The sequence below is a fragment of the Pedobacter sp. PLR genome, assembly GCF_026239675.1.
Classification (GTDB): domain Bacteria; phylum Bacteroidota; class Bacteroidia; order Sphingobacteriales; family Sphingobacteriaceae; genus Pedobacter.
In genome coordinates this window covers 685,771-706,771 of sequence record NZ_JAPIVQ010000001.1, presented here as the reverse complement: position 1 = coordinate 706,771, position 21,001 = coordinate 685,771, and the positions used below count along the sequence as shown (strand labels likewise).

The window sequence follows — 21,001 nt, the reverse complement described above, 5'->3', positions numbered from 1 at the left end:
TTATAGTGATATAAATTGCTGATATACTTTTTGAAGGTAAGCTTTCGCCAGGTTTAACCGCTTTTCGGTTCCTTCTTTGTCCTTGTCATTACTGTTGAATAAGGTCATTTTACCTACATTATCAAAGGTAATACATTGCTCGTTATCAATAAAGCCCATACCATTGTCCCAGCTGAAGTAAGCAAATGGTTTAGCATAAGGGTTTAGCAGGTTTTTACTCCATTCAAAATCTTTAGCAGGAATATTTAATTGCGCAAGCAAGGTGGCCGCAATGTCTACCTGCGAGCCCACATTACTATATTTTTTACCCCTGAATTCCTTTTTAATGACTTCTCCTAAAAACACGAGTGGGATATGATAACGGCCTGGTGAGGAAATGTCCTGATTTTGTTTTGGCAATACATGGCCATGATCCGCTACGAATATAAACAGCGTATTGTTATACCAGGGTTGCTTTTTTGCATTGTTTAAATAAGCATTGATACAGGAATCCGTATACCAGGCGGTACTTTTAAACTGCTCCACATTATTGGTATTGCCGAATTTATGTTTCCCGGGAAGGCTGTAAGGCTCATGATTGGTCAGGGTAAGCAGGGTGGAATAGAAAGGTTGTTTCTCGGTATTCAATTCCTGTAGTTGCCTGTCAAATACGGCTTCATCATACTGTCCCCAAAAGGATTTTGGGGAATTCCCGGAGAAGCTGTTCCTATCGATGAGCTTTTGATAATCATGGCTGAGGATAAAAGCTTTGTAATTGTCGAATTCTGATTCTCCCCCATAATAGAAAGAGGTATGGTAGCCATTCCTGGCTAGTGAATGAGAAATAGCTGGTAGTTTTTGCATTTTCTCCGGGTATCTCACAATGCTGCCGGCAGCAAGGGTAGGGAATCCAGCAAGGCTGGCGATAATGCCTTTATCGGTGCGACTGCCGGAAGCATAAAGCTGATCAAATGACACACCTTTGTTCATTAAAGAATCGAAATGAGGGGTAATGCCCGTTTCATTTCCAAGGGTTTGCGTAAGATCGGCGGTGAAACTTTCAATAATCACCATGACCACATTGGGCCTGTTGGTGGTTAAAATATGGGTGGTGCTGTCTTTTTCTGTAGCATACAAATCCTGGATTAGCTGATCTGCCTTTTTAGGATCAAGGTATATATAAGGATTCTGGCGGGTCATTTTCTCTGAAAGCAGACTTCTGAGCAGGTTCCATTCTGTGTTTACCGCAGCATGGTTGAGCAGTTGTTCCTTAGAGAAATACGACATACTTTGCGTAATTGGCGATCCTTTAAAACCTCCACGGATAAACATAAACGTGAAAACGATGAGTAGGATAGAAAATACGGCACGCAGCCAGATCGGTGATTTTTCAAAAGAAAGTTGTTTGGGGATCAGTCGCTTCTGCAGGAAGAACCCGGCGATGATCAGGAATACGAGTACAAACAGGGATAAGGCAACAGGGGAAGAGGCACCGGAAGCCAAAGCTTCTCCGGGTGAAGAAACTGCAAAACCAAAGGCTTTGGCATTTACTTTAGTCCCCCATTCGCGGTATATATTAAAATTAACAACTGAAATGATGCTGAACAGAACCAGCAATACTAAATTATAAATAGAGATCCATTTGATGTTAACGGATTTCCAACCACTGAATAACCAGAAAATATAGCCTAAAACAGGAATGACCGCAAGATATGCCGTCATCGATAGGTCTAATAGTAAGGCGTGATAGAAAGTGGTCATGGTTTCCGATAAGGGAACCATAACCAGCTTTTTATGATAAATTAGAAGAAATACTAACCGGTCGATAAAGAAAAATAACAACCAGAAAATATAGAATCTGAGTAAAAAAATAAGGCTTCTAAACATTTTAGCGTATGCTATTGACCTCCACCCTGCATTGCCATGATTTCTTCCATTGTTTTCACTTCATAACCTTTAGGTACATCTAAAGTGAAAGGACCTGCTTTTTCTGCTACCAGACTTTTTATAGTAGCTGTAGATTTGATGCCTTTGTTGAAGCTGGTGAATACAACCGGCGTTCCTTTAACATCCTTGAATTCACGACCTATTAAACCAGCAGGAAGCTCAACGTCAGTGGTTGCCCACAATTCGTAAGTGCCACCTTTATCATCTTTATAAGTGTATTTTTCTGCATTGTAATTTAAGATCGTTTTTTTCTCACCTGTAGCTACGAAATCACTGAACTTAGGGTCATTTGCTTTTTCTTTATCGTAATCTGCTTTAGTGCCTTTTACTGCGAATTGCATTTGCGCAATTGGTACATCAATCAGTACCAATGAGTTTAAATCTACAATGTTTGCAAGTACTGTAATGGTTGCTGCACCTTGTTGCATTTCCATCCTGGACATATTGCCATTGAACTTAATTTTGGATTCTGCAGGGAACATTGCCGCCATCGGCTCTTGTTCCGGAGTTAAGGAATACGCTATGCCGTAAACGACAGTCCCTTCAGTAATTTTCTTTTGAGCATGAGCGAAGATTGCTGTGCTGACAAGAACAGCAGCTAAAACTCCGGTTTTAATTGATTTTAACATATAAGTAGTTTTTAGTGTTTGCAATTATTGATTCGTATTAATGTTGAATTGATGGGTACTTGTACTGGTTTGATACAATTACCATTGTATTTTCTCTTTGCTGATAAAGGCAGCAACACCTTTTTTGAAATCTTCACTATCTCTTACCCTTGCATTGATCTGAACAGCCAGTGACAGACAGCTCTCTAACTGGGGGTTGGTGGTTTGACCAATCAATTGTTTGGTTACCATCAGGGAATTGGCAGAAGTTTCAGTGCACAAACTTAATGCAAATTCTGTAACCTTAAGATTAATGTCTTCTTTGTTTGTTACAAAAGTGATCAATCCATAGTCCAGAGCCTGCTGTGCAGAGAACAATTCTCCTGTTAACAGTATTCTCCTGGCAATTGTTTCAGATGTTTTTCTAAGTAAAAAGCAGGACACGATTGCGGGTACAAATCCCAGCTTCACTTCCGTGTAACCAAAATTAGCTTCCGGAACGGCGAAGGTAATATCGCATACGGTAGCTAAACCACAACCACCGGCAATGGCATGACCTTCTACCTGGGCAATTACCACTTTAGGTAAGTAATAGATGGTGGTAAATAAGCGTTTTAAATTTTCGGAATCAGCCAGATTTTCTTCATAACTGTTTTGTTGCAGCTGCTGTAAATAGGCAAGGTCGGCACCCGCACTGAAGGTGTTACCATTTGCTTTTAAAATGATGACTTTGACCTCGTCATCCTCAGAAGCCTCAATTAATGTTTCTCTAAGTAGGGTAACCAGCTCCGGATTCAGGGCATTACGCTTTTCGGGGCGATTAATAGAAATAGTGGCGATACGTTGCTCAACAGAGTATAAAACCAATGGCGCTGTCATAGAGTTTGGGGCTAAGTTTCTTTTGCTTTCTTATCAAAAGTAAATAAAAAGCGAATCATTGTGGTTAAAACGTTTTGAAATGAATGCGGGATTAAGGAGGGAGTGATCTGATTTTTAGAAACCGGATTTGATGGTAGTCTAATACCGGTTGAATAAAATATCGGAAACCGGGATCTTCCTGTTTTAGTTGGGTGTAAACAGTAGCCTGATGCGAAAAAATATAAGCTATGGCTTTGTGTTTTGGGATGTTAAAATGGATTACCTGTTGTTGATGGTATCTTTTGACCGAGGTTAGGCTGATGGAAAGTTGCAAGGGTAAAAAAACGGCGAAAGTAGCAATCAGTAGTTTCCAGTTACACTTTACTAAGGCAAGTAGCCCTAATGTTAAGGAAATAGAAAGGAGTAACAATTCTAATTTACTGATCCGGATTCCGGTTAAGCTGGAACAGGGTAGCGCCGCCAGGTATTGTAATCCGGAATTGTTGAACTGAATCAGCCAGTTGACAGCGGGGGCTAGAAAATCAAGGCCGGGGATCAGCAGTAAAATCCCCAGATACATGAGCAAAGTAATTGGAAGCAGGATAAACAGGTTGCTCAGTAAGAAATAAACCGGAAATTGATGGAAGTAATATATGGACAAGGGAAAGGTGAAAAGTTGTGCGGATAAAGACATGGAAATCATGCCCCATAATTTATAAGCCAGGGTGTTTTTAAAGGGCCGGGAGTCCTGTAGGTTGTTTTCTGTCGGCCAGCAATCTTGTAATTTAGGTTGCAGATAGATGAGGCCAAGCACTGCCAGAAAGGAAAGTTGAAAACCAACATCCCAGATTAAGAACGGATCATACAGCAGCATAAAAAAGGCAGCAAAGGATAGAATATTATAGCTGTTTGTGGATCTGGAGTAAGTTTTTCCAATTAAAAGTACCGAGAGCATGAGGACAGCGCGAAGAACTGAGGGTGTGCAGCCGGTCAGCAAAGCATAAAACCAGAGTAAGCCAAGGATGAGAAATAGCTTAGGATGTTTCCATGCCCTGCTTCGGTTAAGGAAAGCAAGGACGTAATTTAGAACAAGATAAATCAGGCCCACGTGCATTCCGGAAACAGAAAGTGCATGGATGGTGCCGGTTTTCGAATAGATATCCAGTGTTTCTTTGCTGAGTTCCGCACGATAGCCGAGGATTAGGGTAGAGGCCAATGCCACTGAATTGCTGTCTTTGAGTAGCTTTTTATACCGTTCCACCTGCTGAGTCCTGAGGGCTATTGCAAACGCAAACAACCTGTTTCCGGAATTTGGGCTCAGTTTCAAAATCTCATTTTGTGGTAAAAAGCTTTGGTGATGGATATTTTGCGAGGCTAGCCAGGCCTGATAATCAAATTGTGCAGGGTGGAAAGGGGGACTGATAGCCGTAAAACGCGCAGGAATCAGTAATGTTGCGCCGTAATCAATTACCAAAGGTTGCTTCGGATCTGGTTTGATGGTGATCATGATTATTCCGGAGGCTTTAAGCGGAGCTTGTTTTTTATACAGATAAACTGCTTTAATTTCTCCTTTAAACCTCAATATATCCCCTTTTCGCTGTGGCTCATCGGTCACCTGAACTTTTAAATAACTGGCTGTTGTTGATTTTGAAAAATGGTCTTGTTTGACCAGGCTTTGATGATGGTAACACATCAATCCACCGAAAAAGAATAAGAACAAATGAAACAGCAGCCCGATCCATGATTTAAAACGATAAGCTTTAATTTCTAAATAATGCCCGTTTAGGAGGAGCAATCCGGTTAGCAAGGCGAGATTGATCACTATTAATCCATATATAAAATCCCCGGATCTAAAATGATAAAACACTACAACTCCCAGGATGTAGGGAAGGAGGATTCTGGGGAACACTTGCAACGGTTTTTCTGAACTGTTCATCTCTTAAAATTGATGACGGATTAATAACTTGAGTTCTGATTTCTTATTCCCGTTAATTTCATCCAGTCCTGAGCTGATTAGTTTTAGATGAGGGTAATAATAGAGGGCATACCGACTCCATATATCCAGCTTTTTCAGTAAACGGTAACGGAGGTTTAAAAAAGTGCGGATGCCCTGGCCATAATATCCTCCGGAACCTGATCCGTATAACACATCGGCTTCATAAGCATAGATGCGGGACTGATAAGAAGGCGTATTAAAATAAGCCAAACGGATATTGCCGGAGATTTTAGAATGCATGGGCGTATAATCAAGGTCCTGATAGATGAGGTAGCCGAATTCCTTTAGCTGGCTTCCCTGTTGGTATTGGATCAACTCTACCCGTTGCTGGCTGTTGAACTTCCGGTTAAGCTTCCAGTTGCAGTCAAACCTAAAACTGCTTTTTAAGACTTTATCTAAAGATCGTATGGTGTTTTTTGCTGTGGGATTTTGTTGCTTCCTTTCGGTTTTAAAGCGCGCGGTAATTTTAAGTTGCTTTGAAGGCGTATAAACTAATTGGGCCAGCGCTTCATATCCGGAGGAAGCAGTGTCTACCCTGTACTTTTTTTCCGGGAACTTAAAATAATCGAGGTAAAGGGCAAATTTCCAATGTGAACCAGGAAGGTAATTTAAACCGAGATAAAGCCCCTTTTCATTGCTGGTTTCTGTGTTTTCTCCAATCGCCTGACTAAAAAAGCTATGGTAATCTTTGTCGTATTTCCGATAGAGCAGCACCATGGAAACAGATTTGGAAAGGCTGGTCATTGCGCCTTGTAATCCTGCCCATCCACCGGGGTTAGCCTTGGCCAGCTCCCCATAAAAGTAAATATTCTGAAAGCTGGTGTTATAATGGAGGCCGAAATTACTTAGTCTTCTGCCTTCGAAGTTGTATTTTTTGTAGGTGGTAGGTTCTCTGGTGAAAGTTTGGTCATACTGGCTATGATAAGCGGAAAAGCCAAGGTTTAGCGGATTACTCAGGTATTGTAAGGTTGCACCATAAACCTGCTGTGAGAGTTGCTTTCTGTTCCTGATTTCGGAAGCTGTACGGTGTAGGCCGCTTTCCGAAATGGTGGTTAAGCTGAGCTCACCGTCTGTGCCGGATTTTAAACTTGCATCCCGTTTTCTGAAAGAATAAAAGGGGGTCAAATAGAGCTTTGCAGGCAATTGAATTGTGCTGGCGATCCCCCTGAAAAAAGCGCTTTCATTGGATGAAGTATAGGGTTTTAAGCTCAGATCTTTACTGGCAACGCTGGTCACATCCGGTCCTTTGCCCAACGAAAATCCTGACCAAAGAGAGAGGCCTTGTCCAAATTGCAAGGTATAATCACCTATGATCAGCTTCTGAATGCGTCGGTAATTGAAGAGCGCAATATTGCCCGATAGAAAATCAACAGGGATTGTGCCACTGCCTAGGGTTTCACCGGCATCTTTCTTCATTAATAGAGAGATTGAACCGATTTTGGGATACTGGTATTTGTAGCTCAGTAACAGCTTATCTGCGGAGCCAAGGTATCTGCTTCCCGGTAAATCCCTGAACCCTTTTTGCTGCTCCAGTGTTCTGCCATATCGCCATAACAATTGCTGTTCAGCTTCCCGGTAAAGGTCCTTAAGCTTTATTACGGCATAAGGGCTAACCGGGTTAAGGGTAACGAAAGGTTGGATTTTAGTAATGGTCTCCTGGTCAAAGCCGGAAATAGATTGTAGTTCGAGCAGATCCAGCAATTTTCCGTTAATCAGCAGGTGCTGAAAAAAGCTGTTAATCTGAAGGGGAGAAAGAGAAATGAGTTTTTTCAGCTCTTCTGCATTCGTATGGTTCAGGTCTATCGGGTTTTTCCTGAGCACCTCCAGCTGTTCTTCGAAAGCAGATAAGTCTTCTTCCTCCTTTCCGTTTTCGGCAAGGCGCTCCCTCAATTCTTTTACTTGTTCAGCTTCCTGTGCGGAGGCAGGAAGGCTTGCATAACTGAGCAGGAGGATAAAGCAAAAAAATAGTGAGTAGGACATGATGCTGCCTAATCACTATATTATTTATCTAAAATAAGAATTATTTAATAATAAACTTATATCTCTTCGTTTAACTTTAGTAAAAAGTCTTTTAACTTTTCCAGAGAAGCAATGATCTTTTGGTTTTCTTTTACTTCGGAGGTGTTGTTTTTTAAGTGTTCTTTGGCTCCTTTAAGGGTGAAGCCTTTATCATCTACCAGGTGGAAAATGATCTTTAGATTTTCAATGTCTTCAGGAGTGAATAAACGGTTACCTTTTTTGTTTTTCTTAGGCTGTAGTACATCAAATTCTTTCTCATAAAAGCGGATCTGAGATGCATTTACGTTAAACATTTCGGTCACTTCGCCCATCGTATAATACATTTTATTAATTTCCCGTTCTTTGTAAGGCATAGTTTGATATTGATTATTAGTGGTTTACGGAATTTATATAAAGTGTTCAAATGTAAAGGGATTTTAGTAGAATACCGCAATAAAATTTTAATTTTGTTCACCACTAATATAGAGAAGGATGACAGCTAAGGAAATCAGACAGGCATACTTAAAATTTTTTGAATCGAAACAACATCATATTGTTCCATCTGCACCAATTGTAGTAAAGAATGACCCTACATTGATGTTCACCAATGCGGGAATGAACCAGTTTAAGGATTTGTTTCTGGGTGAAGCACCCATCAAATATCCACGTGTAACCGATACACAACGTTGTTTACGTGTTTCTGGTAAACACAATGACCTGGAAGAGGTGGGGATTGATACCTATCACCATACCATGTTTGAAATGTTGGGGAACTGGAGCTTTGGTGATTACTTTAAAAAAGAAGCCATTTCCTGGAGCTGGGAACTTTTAACCGAAGTATATAAAATCCCTAAGGAAAAATTATATGTGTCCATCTTCGAAGGAGATGAGAAAGAAGGCTTGCCGAGAGATACGGAAGCTTATGACCTTTGGAAACAATTTGTTCCGGAAGACCGGATCATATTAGGAAATAAAAAAGACAACTTCTGGGAAATGGGCGATATGGGACCTTGTGGTCCTTGTTCAGAAATCCATGTAGATTGCAGATCAGCAGAAGAACGTGCCGCAGTAAGCGGAAAAGACCTGGTAAATGCTGACCATCCTCAGGTAATTGAGATTTGGAACAATGTATTTATGCAGTTTAACCGTCTTAAAGATGGTTCATTACAGCCATTACCAGCACAACACGTAGATACAGGAATGGGATTTGAACGTTTGGTACGTGTGTTACAGGAGAAATCTTCTAACTACGATACGGATGTTTTCCAGCCAATGATTCAGTTCATCGCTGAACATTCTGGTGTAGTATATGGTACTGATGAGAAAACAGACATCGCTATGCGTGTAATGGCAGATCATATCCGTGCGATATCTTTTGTGATTGCGGATGGTCAGCTGCCTTCAAATAATAAAGCCGGTTATGTGATCCGTCGTATTCTTCGTCGTGCAGTAAGATATGCCTATACTTTCTTAAACCTGAAAGAGCCGTTTTTAAATCAGTTGGTGCCAGTTTTAGCCAATCAGTTTAAAGGTGTTTTTGATGAGCTTTATTTACAACAGGATTTCGTACAAAAGGTAGTATTGGAGGAAGAAGTTTCCTTCCTGAGAACTTTGGCTACAGGGATTCAACGTTTTGAAGCATATACTAAGAAACAAGGTGAGTTACTGATGTCTGAGAATGCCATTGAACTTGAGAAATCATTTGATGACAATTGGGTATACAGCATCTTAAAAGACCAGATGGTGATTTCCGGAGAGTTCGCTTTCGAGCTGAATGATACTTATGGATTCCCTATCGATTTAACCGAACTGATGGCCAGAGAAAAACGCTGGACCGTTGATATGGATGAATATAATAAAGCTTTAACCTTACAGAAAGAAAGATCAAGAGCGGCTACTGCAGTTGATACCGGCGACTGGATCATGGTGAATTCTGATCTGGAAACTGATTTCGTAGGTTATGATGATTTTGAAGTAGAAACGAAAATTATTAAATACCGTAAAGTTAGTGCGAAAGGTAAAGAGCAATACCAGATTGTATTGAGCAAAACTCCTTTCTATGCAGAAAGCGGCGGACAAGTTGGTGATACCGGTAGATTAGAAGACCACAGTAGAATGTTCTTTGTAGAAGTAACTGATACGAAGAAAGAAAATGGTGTGATTGTTCATTATACAGATACTTTACCTGAAGATTTAGATGGTCTGTTCTGGGCGGTTATAGATGAAGACAAGCGTTTATTGTCGCAGGATAACCATACGGCTACGCATTTACTACATGCGGCTTTAAAGAAGGTACTTGGAAATCATGTGAACCAGAAAGGTTCCCTTGTAAATCCTGATTACTTACGTTTTGACTTTTCTCATTTCGCGAAAATCAGTGAAGAGGATCTGGCGCAGGTGGAGCATTTGGTGAATCAAAAGATCAGAGAAAATATTCCATTGAAAGAACAAAGAGATGTGCCTTATGAACAGGCAATTTCCAGTGGTGTAACCGCTTTGTTCGGAGAGAAATATGGTGATTTTGTACGTGTTATTACTTTTGATGATCATTATTCAAAAGAACTTTGTGGTGGTACACACGTAAAGGCTACCGGACAGATTGGATACTTCAAGATCATTTCTGAAAGTGCAGTAGCGGCAGGTGTGAGACGTATTGAAGCGATCACAGCGGATAAAGCCGAAGCTTTTATTTTAGAACAAAACAGAGAGCTGAATGAGCTGAGAACTTTATTAAAAGGTAATAAAGATCTTAAAGCAGCGGTATCTTCTTTACTGGAAGAGAATGCGAAGCTGAAAAAAGAAGCTGAAAAAGCAGTAGGAGAGCAGAGTGCGAGCTTAAAACATGAGATTGTTCATCACCTTAAAACCATTCATGGGGTAAATGTGATTGCAACTCATGTAGACCTTCCAAATGCAGATGCCGTGAAAAATCTGGCTTTCGCAGTGAAAGATTTAGTAGATGACCTATTTTTAGTGTTCACTACTTTGATCGATGACAAACCAGGTATTACGGTAATGCTTTCGGAAAATCTGATTAAAAGCAAAGGTCTGAATGCTTCGAACATTGTTAGAGAACTGGCTAAGGATATTCAGGGTGGTGGCGGTGGCCAACCATTCTACGCTACCGCAGGTGGTAAGAACAAGGATGGTTTAGCAACGGTTCTAACTAAAGTAGAAGCGTTAATTCCAGCATAAATTAAAATTGCCACCAGGCAAAAGTATATTCACAAAAAGGAGCTGTCTGAAAAGACAGCTCCTTTTTTTATTCCTAAAATGAGGTTTTGTTTTATAATATAGATTTTAAGATATTGTTATACAGTGTTCTAAAACAATTCGAAAATTGTTGAATTAAAATAATAGATTTGACTAAGGCCTCTCTGTATCATACACAGATGTTAATGATTTTTACGTACTCAAAAATGAAACATCTTTATTGGATTCTATTATTTTGCAGCATGAGTTATCTCCCGAAGATTTCGGCTGCCGGGTGGGTAACTAGGGAGGGGAAGCATTGTGCAACCTGTAACGCTAATGGGACTTGCAGGGCCTGTAAAACCTGTAATTATTGCAGGAATTGTAATTCAGGAGGGTCTTGTAGTGTCTGTACTACCAATACTAAAACTGATTTTACGGAAAAAAAGAGCATCAAAAGTAATAGTTCAGTAAGTACCGGATGTAAAGGGACAACGAAGAAAGGTGCCAGATGTAAAAGGATGGTTAAAGGAGGAGGCTATTGCTGGCAACATAGCCGTTAAGCAATAAAAAATAACTCCCGCCAAAGTACATCGACTGTGCAGGAAGTTATCTTATGATGATTTCTTTTGTTAAGACTTTTTTTTCGGGGCAATCCCCTTATCTACATCTAGTGTATAAGATGATTCTGAGGCTTCAAACGCTTGTTTAAGTAAATCTATTTCTGGTTGTTCAACCTCTTTGGGTTTGTCAAAATCTTCATCGAATCCATTAGAATGAATATCTTTCTGACTTTGCTGATCCTCAGCTTCTGAATTTAAAGCATCATCGAGAGGAAGGTTGTCTTCCGGGTTTTTTGGGGTAGCCATAATTGCATGTTTAAGTATATTGCTAATAACAGCACACCGTTCTGCTTGTTTCATCCATTAAAGCAAAATTAAAATATATCTAAGCTTCCGGCCAGTGAAATACCAGAGGAAATCCATCGGGATCCCGGACATATAAGGCTTTATAGCCATAGGAAGTGCGGGCTGGTGCAGTTACATCCACACCATTGGACTGCAGATATTCATAAACATGATCTAATTCCGGACATCCAAAGTGGATGGACATATCATGGCGTTCCAGCCAATCATGAGCGGTGGCTGGTTTCGGACATGTTTTTTCTCCTCTGGGTTCCAGCAGTAGTTCGATTCCATTCAGGCTCAATCGTGCCCATTTGAAATTATCCGGTCTTTCCGGAGCTTCGGAGGTTTCTATCACGTCGAAACCGAGTAAGTCACGGTAAAAGCGTACTGATGTGGGCATATTGAAAACCGAAAGTAAAGGTGTAAATCCCTGTAATTTTATCGGTTTTACTGAAGTGGTCTCATATGACATAAATTTCTCCTTTTTAACTGGTTAACAGATCATTCTATTAAGGTAATAGAATATTTGGAATCGATCAATAATATGCGATATAAATTATTGTCACCATGTTTCCTAACCATTAGGCCTTAGCTTTGTTCTGTAAAAAAAGAACCGTGTTATGGAGATTAAGGAATTGCAAATCATTACCAGTCAATTAGAAGAAACGGAAACGTTTTACAATCAAATATTAAACATTCCTACCCTGGAGAAAAGCGAAAATGAAGTGTCTTTTAGGATTGGTAGTAGTAAACTTTCATTTGAAGTATCAACAGCGGATCAGCCCGTTTACCATATTGCGTTTGATATCCCAAAGAACCAACTGATGGAGGCTTACGAATGGCTAAAGCAAAGAACACCGATTATCCCGATATCGCCGTCCTCTGATTTTTCTGACTTCGAACAGTGGAATGCTAAGTCCTTCTATTTCTATGATAACAATAAAAATGTACTGGAACTAATTTGCCGTTACGAACTTGACAATGAATCCGGACTTCCTTTTGACGGCTCATCGCTATTGGCCATTACTGAAATCGGACTGGTATCTGATGATGTTGCATTTTTAGCAGAAACGCTAATGGGTAAATACGACCTGGAGCTCTATGAAAAGCAGCCAGCACGGGATAATTTTACGGTTTTGGGTGATGACCATGGCTTATTGATCCTTGTAAATCAGGATCGGGATTGGTATCCTACCACACAAAAGGCAAAATCATTTCCTGTAAAATTGGTTTTCAATAACGGTACAGAGGAAGATCAGGAACTGAGCATGTCTTAATTTTTGGTATGCATAGCAAGCGGGAGGGACACATAAAAAACAGTTCCCTCACCTTTTTGGCTTTCAAACCATATTCTTCCTCCCTGAGCCAGGGTATACTCTTTACAAAGGAATAGTCCGAGACCAATCCCCTTTTCATTGGCAGTGCCGAAAGTAGACTGTGCTTTCAGCGTAAAGATTTCTGACTTATTTTCTTCAGGAATACCGTTTCCTGTATCGCGGATGGCAATCAGGCAATCTTTTCCATACCTGCTGGCATTCAATTCTATCAAACCATCGGAAGGCGTGAATTTGATCGCATTGCCGATGATGTTCCTGACAATCAGTTGCAACATATGTACATTGGAAAATAATTCCAGAGAGGGGTCGATCTCTGCTGTAAATGTGATCTTCTTCTCTTTTGATGCGGCTTTTTGAATCATAATCACAGAATCCAGCGCCTCATGCAACTTGTTGATTTCCATGGCTGCCTTTCCGTCATTTAGCTCTGCACGCGACCAGGAAAGCATATTGTCCAGCATCTCCTGCGTACCGATGATGGCGTTGCTGAGTTTTTTGTCCATCATTTCTTTCTCCTCTATACTAAGGATATCCATACGGAAGAGTTCCATATAACTTTGTATGGAAGCCAGCGGTGCACGAAGGTCGTGGGCAATGATAGAGAAGAACTTAGTCTTTTCATGGTTCATTCGTTCCAATGCTGCGGTTTTTACTTCGGCATCCTGCTTCTCTTTATAATAAGCGGTTTTAAGATAGAACAATCCGATAAAGGTCACCAGAATTGTAATGATATAAGTGGATGCCATGTCTGCAAAAACAGCCGCTCTACCTTTATAAGTATCTTGAATGAGCCCTGGATTTTTGTACTCAAAAAAGAGTAAACCCAAGCCGGTTATCAGACAAAGAATCGACCAGAACCAGTACTGACTTCTGGGAGAAATGATCATAATCATAAAGAACGCGATGGAAAAAGAGAGTAACGATGGCCCTTTTATCCCGTTGTTTAAAAAATAGATGCTTCCTAAGGTTAGTAATACCAATAAAGAAGAGATAATGATACTGTATTTAAACTGCTTTTTGAATCTGGAAAGGTAGTAGGTGAAAGCCAATGCGACCAGGACAACGGAAAACAGCCTGGCAATAGTTTCCATTCCATTGTAATAATTAAAGGGCACATCATACCCGATGATGAGGATGGCAAGTAGACAAATTGCATTAAAAACTTGATTCTCAGGCTTGAAATGCGTACTTGGTCCGATAAGTGAATAGACCAGTCTTTTTAAGCTATTGATAATGGGGGTGATGCTTTCTGGTATCATTACCTAAAAATAAGCAAAGTAATTGATGATGTAGAAAATAATAGCGCTGTAAGGAATGATTTTGAATTATGTGAAGCTTTAGCATTCGTGGTATGAGTCTTGTACGTGGGTAAAATATTACATTATGGAACAATTAGCTGTACTACCTGCTGCCCTTTTAAAAACGTATGAAACAGTACCGGGTCTTTATTTGGTGCTTTCCCCTGAATTGACGGTGCTTACCGCTAGTGACGCATATTTAGCTGCTCAAGGGTTGACCAGGGCAGAAGTAAAAGGTAGAGATTTCTTCGGGCTTTTTCCTCAGGATCCTTTGATACCATTTGAATTAGGCTTCTCAGCCTCTCTTCAACGGGTTTTGGATACCAGACAGCCACACCAGTTGCCACTATTGAGATTAGAACTACCAGATCCGGATTATAAAGGAAATACCGTTTCCAGGTATTGGGATATTACACATACACCCTTCCTGGATGAAAATGGTGCCATCCAGTATATTATTCAGTACAGTTTTGACGTCAGCAACCTGATCTCCGAAAGGAAGAAAGTAGAGCAACGTGAGAAAAAGATTGCAGCCAGTGAAAAGCACCTGGAGTTTTTGCTGAATGCGATGCCTCAACAGGTCTGGACAGCTACCGCCCATGGGATCATCAATTATGTGAATGAAATTTGTTGCCGTGATTTCGGACAGTCATTAGAAGAATTGAGAGGGGTAGGATGGCAGTCTTTTGTTCATCCGGACGATCTTCCTGCCTGCATCAGGGCATGGAGTTATGCGCTAGGTCAAAATTCTGAATATTCAGTAGAATTCCGCCTGAGAATGGCAGACGGACAATACAAATGGCATTTAGGAAAGGCCATTCCACTGATAGAAAGTGGTGAACTGAAAATGTGGATGGGGACAAATACAAACATTGACATTCAGAAGTCAAATGAACAACGTAAGGATGAATTTCTTGCCATCGCGAGCCATGAGTTAAAAACACCTTTAACCTCCATAAAAGCCTTTAATCAATTGATGAAAAGGACTAATGATCCCGAAAAACTACATGGTTTTGTGGAGAAATCTGCCAGCAATATCTTTCGCCTGGAACAGCTGATCACTGATTTACTGGATGTCACCAAGATCAATTCCGGCAGCATGAGCTTTAATAAGGCGGAGTTCAATTTTAATGAAATTATGCAAAGAGCAGTGGATGCGGTTCAGGCAGTGTCACCGGATCATGAGCTGCTACTGGAGCACAGCATAGATCTTCCGTATCATGGCGATCTGCTGAGAATTGAGCAGGTGCTGATTAATTTCTTAACCAATGCAGTTAAATATTCCCCGAACGGAGGCAAAGTACTGATGAAGGGCAAAATTCAGTCTGATAACATTGTGGTTTCTGTACAGGATTTTGGAATAGGTATTGCCGCGTTTGAAATGGAGCGGCTGTTTGATCGGTATTACCGTGTAGATAATGAAGATTTGCGCTACGAAGGGCTAGGGTTGGGACTGTTCATTTGTTCGGAAATATTGAAGGCACATCAGGGCAGCTTTTGGCTTGAAAGCCAGTTGGATGCCGGTTCTACCTTTTATTTCAGGCTTCCCCTAAAGGAATATGCTGCGGTCGACTGTCAGGTAGAAAGACATCAATTCTATAAAGATGACAGTTTAACGGTCAGCTATAACAAAGTGAACCATCGTTTAGATGCATACTGGACGGGCTTTAACAACAAAGAAACCGTACAGCATGGGGCTATGGTGATGTTGGGCATGTTAAGGGCCAATGAATGTAGTAAGATTTTAAATGATAACAGAGCGGTGCTGGGCACCTGGTCTGATGCCTCAGAATGGGTAGGAGAGATCTGGTTTCCTATGATTGAAAAAGGAGGCTTAACACATTTCGCATGGATAAATTCTAACGATGTTTTTTGTCAGTTGTCAGCGAAGAAGAGTGCGGATCTCTATATTGGCAATGTAGATATTCAGTTTTTTGGAGAGATCCAGTCCGCGGAAGACTGGATCAACAGCAAGTAATTTATTCTGTGGCAAGACTTGGTCTCTGTACTGAAACGTGTCTTTTGGTATAAGAAGCCAGCCAGGACAGTGCGCCGATTGCATAAATACACAGTACCAGGATAGCCGTTGTACTCACTGAATTTCCGGTTTCATGGGTGCTGATAAATAAGGAAAGTATGGATAATCCAATTCCACCACCCAGAAAATAGGACGTTGAAGCCAGACTGGATGCCAGGCCATAATGCTGTGGCGGAATACCCTGTACGGAGATCACCGATAAGCTGGTATAGCAGATCGTCATACCCAATCCGGATACACAAAATGCAGAACATAATAGTAAAATAAAGTTATGGTCCATCAGGACAGACGCCAGTAAAAATCCTGCGCCACCTACCATTAAAGACATTCCAAAAACACCCGTTTGCCATACATTCAGCCTCCTCATTAAAGGAGGAAGTGCAAACTTCGCAAACAAAGCAGAAATAATACTGAATGGAACCAGCGTAACACCAGCTTTGGCGGCACTAAAATTCATGTCTTTCTGAATCAATAAAGAAAGTAAAAACATATATCCTGTAAAATAGGCACCTAGTAAAAAGAATACGCCAATACCGGTAGTTGTTGCTTTAGAACGGAATAAGGAAACTTCTATTAAAGGTTCCTGCTGAACTTTTAAGCGGTGTTGAATGATCTTAAAGCCGGCTATTACAGCAATGGTAAGACCGGTCAGCATGATATAGTGCTCGCGGATTCTTCCCAGTTCATGAACACCATAACTCAGCATCAGCAGTACCAAAACCAATAAAATACCGGATAATAAGTCTGGTCTGGATTTCGATTTCTTTAAGTCATCCGGAGCAAGATAGTACCAGGCAAGGCCGATAATGACAAATAATACAGGAACGTTGATAAAGAAAATCCAATGCCAGCCCCAAAAAGTGGTGATGATACCACCTAATGCAAGGCCACTACCAGATCCGATGGCCGCAAATGAACTGAAAATACCGATGGCTTTTGCACGTTCACGAGGCTCCGTAAACGTATGGGTTACAATAGAAAAAGCGGAAGGCATGATCAATGCGGCGCCAATTCCCTGTGCGGCACGGAAGAAAGCCAGCATCTCGAAAGAACCGGAAAGACCGGCACCTAAAGAGGTGATCAGGAAAAGTGCAGAACCGGCAAGGAATATGTTTTTCTTTCCGATAAGGTCTGATAATTTACCTCCAATGATTAGAAATCCCCCATACAACAACACATAAAGTGTTTGTAACCATTGAACCTTATCACTGCTGAGCCCATAATCAGATTGTATAGATGGAATGGCAAGGTTAACAATGGCAATATCCAGTGCTTCTATAAATATACCAATGGAAGCTATGGCAAGGATGAGGTTCTTTCTTTGAGTCATAAAACGTAATGGAGGAAATTTTCCTTACAAAGGTAACTTTCGTAACACAGACTAAAAATAAGTTCTGCTTATTTAGAACAAATGAGTATTATTTCCTAATTTAACAGAACAAATGCGTTATTGATCTTAAATATGGCTCCCCAAACAGAACAAGTCCGCCAGGCAGCACTGGTTTTAGATGATAAAGATTATGAAATTATGCGCTTATTGCAGGAGAATGCAAAGCTCACCATACGTGAAATCGCGTCTAAAGTGCATTTAAGTCCAACTCCCACCCATGAAAGGATCAAAAGAATGGAGCGGGAAGGGGTGATTAGAAAGTATGTCGCCTTGCTGGATAACCGGAAAATCAATAAGGGTATCATCGTGATTGTACAGATCTCCCTGAAGGTCCACAATAAGAAAGCTGCTCAGGAATTTATTGATGCGGTGCTGGCCTTTAAGGAGGTGACAGAATGTTATAATATATCCGGAGATTTTGACTTTATGCTCAAAATTGTAACGGAGAGCATGGAAAGCTTCCATTCCTTCTCGATGAATAAGCTGAGTGAAATTCCTGGAATTGCCCAAACCAAAAGCATTTTCGTGATGGATACCATTAAAGATACCCATCACTTGTTGTAAAAAGTAACCTTTATTCGTAATGTAGGGCTTCTATAGGATCTAACCGGGAAGCTTTTAGTGCCGGATAATAGCCAAAGAATATCCCGGTCAGGGCACAGACCAAAAATGAAATGACGATGGAAGACTGTGAAATCACAGTTGGCCAGTTCAGCATGGATGGAATGACAATGGCTGCGGTGATGCCCAGTAGGACACCGATGACGCCGCCGGTAATACTGATCATGATTGCCTCGATTAAAAACTGAAGCAGAATATCTACGCCACGGGCACCAATAGACATCCTAAGTCCAATTTCCCGGGTGCGTTCCGTTACAGATACATACATGATGTTCATGATGCCAATTCCGCCAATTAGTAGGGAAATACTGGCAACGGCAGTTAATAAGGCCGTAAGCATACTACTGGTAGAGTTCATCATGGTCATCAGTTCGGCCTGGGTGCGCACCTGAAAATCATTGTCCTGATTGTCGCGGAGGTGGTGTGTTTCTCTCAATATCGAAGTGATTTCAGCAACAGCCGCATTGGAAGCGTTTTCTGTGACGGCTGAAGCATAGATGCTGCCAAAATAGATGGTCGATAATATTCTTTTCTGCACCGTAGTGTAGGGGGCAATGATAATGTCGTCCTGGTCTTGTCCGAAATTACTGGTTCCTTTTGGTACCAATACACCAATTACCTGAAAGGGGATCTTGCCGAATCTGATGATTTTTCCAATCGGATCATCCCCGTTGGGAAATAGGTTGTCGACCACCGTTTTACCCAGTAAACATACTTTTGCGGAGGACCGGACATCCTGGTCTGAAAACATGATCCCTTCTTTTACCACTACTTTTCTAATTTCCAGATAATCCGGACTTACACCCTGAATGGTCGTAGGCCAGTTGTTTGCACCATTGATCGATTGTCCGTTGGAAGATGCCAATGGAGAAATCAGGGCAACATCCAGTGCATTTTTTAAGGCTTCCACGTCTTTAATTGTCAATGTCTTAAGACTACTTCCCATCATTCTTGCCCCGCCAGGTTCGTTGCTGTAAGGCTGAATGGTGATCATATTAGAACCCATACTGGCCAGTGAAGCATTGATACTTTGTTTAGAACCTTCGCCGATAGACATCATGGTAATCACAGAAGCAACGCCAATGATGATGCCCAACATGGTCAGCAGGGCGCGTAACTTATTGCGTTGTAATGCCCTTATGGCAAGTTTGATCAGGTTTAAGATTTTCATCAGCTTATCATTTAATAATCATCAGTATCGGGCAATTCGGCTAAAGCGGTTTTTGCGGAACGTGGATCTGGATTGGTTGTGTCCTTTTGTACCCGGCCATCTTTTAACAGGACGGTTCGGTTGGTAAATGCAGCGATATCAGGCTCATGGGTTACAAATATGATGGTTTTACCATCCTGATTCAGCTCCTGCATCAGCGACATGATCTCATAAGAAGTACGGGTATCGAGGTTTCCTGTTGCTTCATCGGCGAGAATCATAACCGGTTCATTGACCAGTGCTCTGGCAATAGCTACTCTCTGCTGTTGTCCACCGGAAAGTTGATTAGGAGTATGGTCAAAACGGCCATCTAATTTAACCGCCTGCAAGGCTGCTATGGCTCTTTCTTTGCGTTCTTTGGTGGTAATCATTGGATTGTACAACAAGGGCAACTCTACATTTTCTAAGGCGGTGGTTCTGGGCAAGAGGTTGTATGCCTGGAATACAAAGCCAATTTTTGTGTTTCTCATTTTGGCCAGTTCATCCCTGCTTAGCTCTTTAACGTTTACACCATCTAAAATATAACTGCCTTCGGTAGGTTTATCCAGACAACCGAGCATATTTAATAAGGTGGTTTTGCCAGATCCGCTACTGCCCATAATGGTCAGAAATTCTCCTGCATTCACATCAAATGAAACTCCTTTCAGGGCACGGACGATTTGATCACCCATGATAAATTCCCTTTTTACGTTCTGGATTTCCAGGATCTTTTTGGCGGTCATCGTCTGCCTCCTCTTTTTGGCATAAATGGACTGCTTGCAGCGGCTGCCGGAGTGGCAGTAGCAGAAAGACCATTAGCTCCGGTTATTATCAGATCATTTTCGGATAGCCCGGATAATACCTGTACCTGCGTATTGTCATTCAGGCCGGTCTTGATTTTTCTTTGTATCAGCTTTTGTCCTTCCAGCACCCATACATAAGCCGTAGGATTGGACACAACATCTCCACCTACGGGTATCCGCGGATTGGTTTTACCCTGGTGCTTTCCTTTTCCTGCGCCTCCTTTTTTATGTCCGGGGTCAGGAATAATTTCATATTGTTTAGACAGGGAAGAATCCGGATGGAACTTTAAAGCCTGTGCGGAAACCAGCAAAGCATTATTTATTTCTTTGCTAAATATGATAATATTGGCGGTCATTCCGGGTTTTAGCTTCTTGTCGTCATTTGGCGCATCAATTAAAGTCGCATAGGTTACTACATTGGCGGAGATGGAAGGTTGCAAACGGATCTCTTTGACGGTGCCATTAAACGTATCGTCAATAAATGCATCTACTGTAAATGTGGAGCGCTGGCCGGTTTTTACATTACCTATATCGGCCTCATCCACTTTTGCCTGCACCTGCATTTTAGTGATGTCTTTGGCAATGGTGAACAGGGTAGGTGTACTGAAACTGGCGGCAACAGTCTGACCAATACTGACACTTCTGCTCAGTACTACGCCATCAATAGGGGAGTAAATTTGGGTGAACGAAAGGTTCCGCTCTGCGGCTCTTAACTGTGCCTGTACATTACTCAGGTTGGCTTTTGCGACTTGTAAAGTGTTTAAAGCAAGGTCGTAATCTGCTTTGCTAATGGACCCTGTCTGAAACAGTTGCTTTTGACGGTTGAAATTAGCCTAAAT

At 41.3% G+C, this 21,001-nt stretch carries 16 protein-coding genes and 1 pseudogene; 4 read left to right on the top strand and 13 right to left on the bottom strand.

Annotated features, from left to right (window positions below; translation table 11 throughout):
• The 6 genes from OQX61_RS02935 to OQX61_RS02910 form a co-directional block, all read right to left on the bottom strand.
• Complete coding sequence (locus OQX61_RS02935; RefSeq protein WP_265840162.1) at nt 1-1,761, bottom strand: alkaline phosphatase family protein; 1,761 nt, start codon at nt 1,759-1,761, stop codon at nt 1-3.
• Between the two features lie 116 nt (nt 1,762-1,877).
• Nucleotides 1,878-2,555, bottom strand: coding sequence for a hypothetical protein (locus OQX61_RS02930; protein ID WP_265840161.1), 678 nt, complete (start codon nt 2,553-2,555; stop codon nt 1,878-1,880).
• A gap of 78 nt (nt 2,556-2,633) precedes the next feature.
• The gene (locus tag OQX61_RS02925; protein ID WP_265840160.1) at nt 2,634-3,413 is read right to left on the bottom strand and encodes an enoyl-CoA hydratase-related protein; all 780 of its coding nucleotides are present in this window, start codon (nt 3,411-3,413) and stop codon (nt 2,634-2,636) included.
• 91 nt (nt 3,414-3,504) lie between these two features.
• A complete protein-coding gene (locus OQX61_RS02920) occupies nt 3,505-5,328 on the bottom strand; it encodes a ComEC/Rec2 family competence protein (protein WP_265840158.1) in 1,824 nt (607 codons plus the stop codon).
• Nucleotides 5,329-5,331: 3 nt separating this feature from the next.
• Nucleotides 5,332-7,368: a helix-hairpin-helix domain-containing protein gene (locus OQX61_RS02915; RefSeq protein WP_265840157.1), complete on the bottom strand. Its 2,037-nt coding sequence runs from the start codon at nt 7,366-7,368 to the stop codon at nt 5,332-5,334.
• A gap of 56 nt (nt 7,369-7,424) precedes the next feature.
• Nucleotides 7,425-7,760, bottom strand: a complete 336-nt coding sequence (locus OQX61_RS02910) for a MerR family transcriptional regulator (RefSeq protein WP_062547648.1) — start codon at nt 7,758-7,760, stop codon at nt 7,425-7,427.
• Between the two features lie 118 nt (nt 7,761-7,878).
• Between OQX61_RS02910 and alaS the strand changes: the two genes are divergently transcribed.
• Nucleotides 7,879-10,581 carry an alanine--tRNA ligase gene (gene alaS, locus OQX61_RS02905; RefSeq protein ID WP_265840156.1) on the top strand — a complete coding sequence of 901 codons (2,703 nt, stop codon included), beginning with the start codon at nt 7,879-7,881 and terminating at the stop codon, nt 10,579-10,581.
• Between the two features lie 629 nt (nt 10,582-11,210).
• On the opposite strand, the gene OQX61_RS02900 is transcribed toward alaS, so the two are convergent.
• Together OQX61_RS02900 and OQX61_RS02895 are read right to left on the bottom strand one after the other, a co-directional pair.
• On the bottom strand, nt 11,211-11,501 hold the full coding sequence (locus OQX61_RS02900; RefSeq protein WP_265840155.1) for a hypothetical protein: 291 nt from the start codon (nt 11,499-11,501) through the stop codon (nt 11,211-11,213).
• Nucleotides 11,502-11,526: 25 nt separating this feature from the next.
• Nucleotides 11,527-11,958, bottom strand: a complete 432-nt coding sequence (locus OQX61_RS02895) for a VOC family protein (RefSeq protein WP_265840154.1) — start codon at nt 11,956-11,958, stop codon at nt 11,527-11,529.
• A 148-nt stretch (nt 11,959-12,106) separates the two neighbouring features.
• On the opposite strand from OQX61_RS02895, the gene OQX61_RS02890 reads away from it, so the two are divergent.
• On the top strand, nt 12,107-12,763 hold the full coding sequence (locus tag OQX61_RS02890) for a hypothetical protein (RefSeq protein WP_265840153.1): 657 nt from the start codon (nt 12,107-12,109) through the stop codon (nt 12,761-12,763).
• Here OQX61_RS02890 and OQX61_RS02885 read toward each other — a convergent pair.
• Nucleotides 12,760-14,082 (bottom strand): HAMP domain-containing sensor histidine kinase, encoded by a 1,323-nt coding sequence (locus OQX61_RS02885; protein WP_265840152.1) that lies wholly within the window; start codon nt 14,080-14,082, stop codon nt 12,760-12,762. The two genes, OQX61_RS02890 and OQX61_RS02885, sit on opposite strands and share 4 nt — an antisense overlap.
• 124 nt (nt 14,083-14,206) lie before the next feature.
• Here OQX61_RS02885 and OQX61_RS02880 point away from each other — a divergent pair, with 124 nt between their 5' ends.
• A complete protein-coding gene (locus OQX61_RS02880) occupies nt 14,207-16,099 on the top strand; it encodes an ATP-binding protein (RefSeq protein ID WP_265840151.1) in 1,893 nt (630 codons plus the stop codon).
• Between the two features lies 1 nt (nt 16,100).
• Here the strand turns inward: OQX61_RS02880 and OQX61_RS02875 are convergent, their stop codons facing one another.
• Nucleotides 16,101-17,489 (bottom strand): MFS transporter, encoded by a 1,389-nt coding sequence (locus OQX61_RS02875; RefSeq protein WP_265840150.1) that lies wholly within the window; start codon nt 17,487-17,489, stop codon nt 16,101-16,103.
• A gap of 132 nt (nt 17,490-17,621) precedes the next feature.
• Here OQX61_RS02875 and OQX61_RS02870 point away from each other — a divergent pair, with 132 nt between their 5' ends.
• Nucleotides 17,622-18,113, top strand: a complete 492-nt coding sequence (locus OQX61_RS02870) for an Lrp/AsnC family transcriptional regulator (protein WP_265840149.1) — start codon at nt 17,622-17,624, stop codon at nt 18,111-18,113.
• A gap of 10 nt (nt 18,114-18,123) precedes the next feature.
• Here OQX61_RS02870 and OQX61_RS02865 read toward each other — a convergent pair whose 3' ends face one another.
• From OQX61_RS02865 to OQX61_RS02855, 3 genes and pseudogenes are all read right to left on the bottom strand, one after another.
• The gene (locus tag OQX61_RS02865; RefSeq protein ID WP_265840148.1) at nt 18,124-19,341 is read right to left on the bottom strand and encodes an ABC transporter permease; all 1,218 of its coding nucleotides are present in this window, start codon (nt 19,339-19,341) and stop codon (nt 18,124-18,126) included.
• A gap of 11 nt (nt 19,342-19,352) precedes the next feature.
• Nucleotides 19,353-20,102: an ABC transporter ATP-binding protein gene (locus OQX61_RS02860; RefSeq protein ID WP_322973520.1), complete on the bottom strand. Its 750-nt coding sequence runs from the start codon at nt 20,100-20,102 to the stop codon at nt 19,353-19,355.
• Nucleotides 20,099-20,980: pseudogene (locus tag OQX61_RS02855) on the bottom strand (efflux RND transporter periplasmic adaptor subunit); the annotation flags it as partial. The gene OQX61_RS02860 and the pseudogene OQX61_RS02855, both read right to left, overlap by 4 nt.
• Between the last annotated feature and the right edge of the window lie 21 nt (nt 20,981-21,001).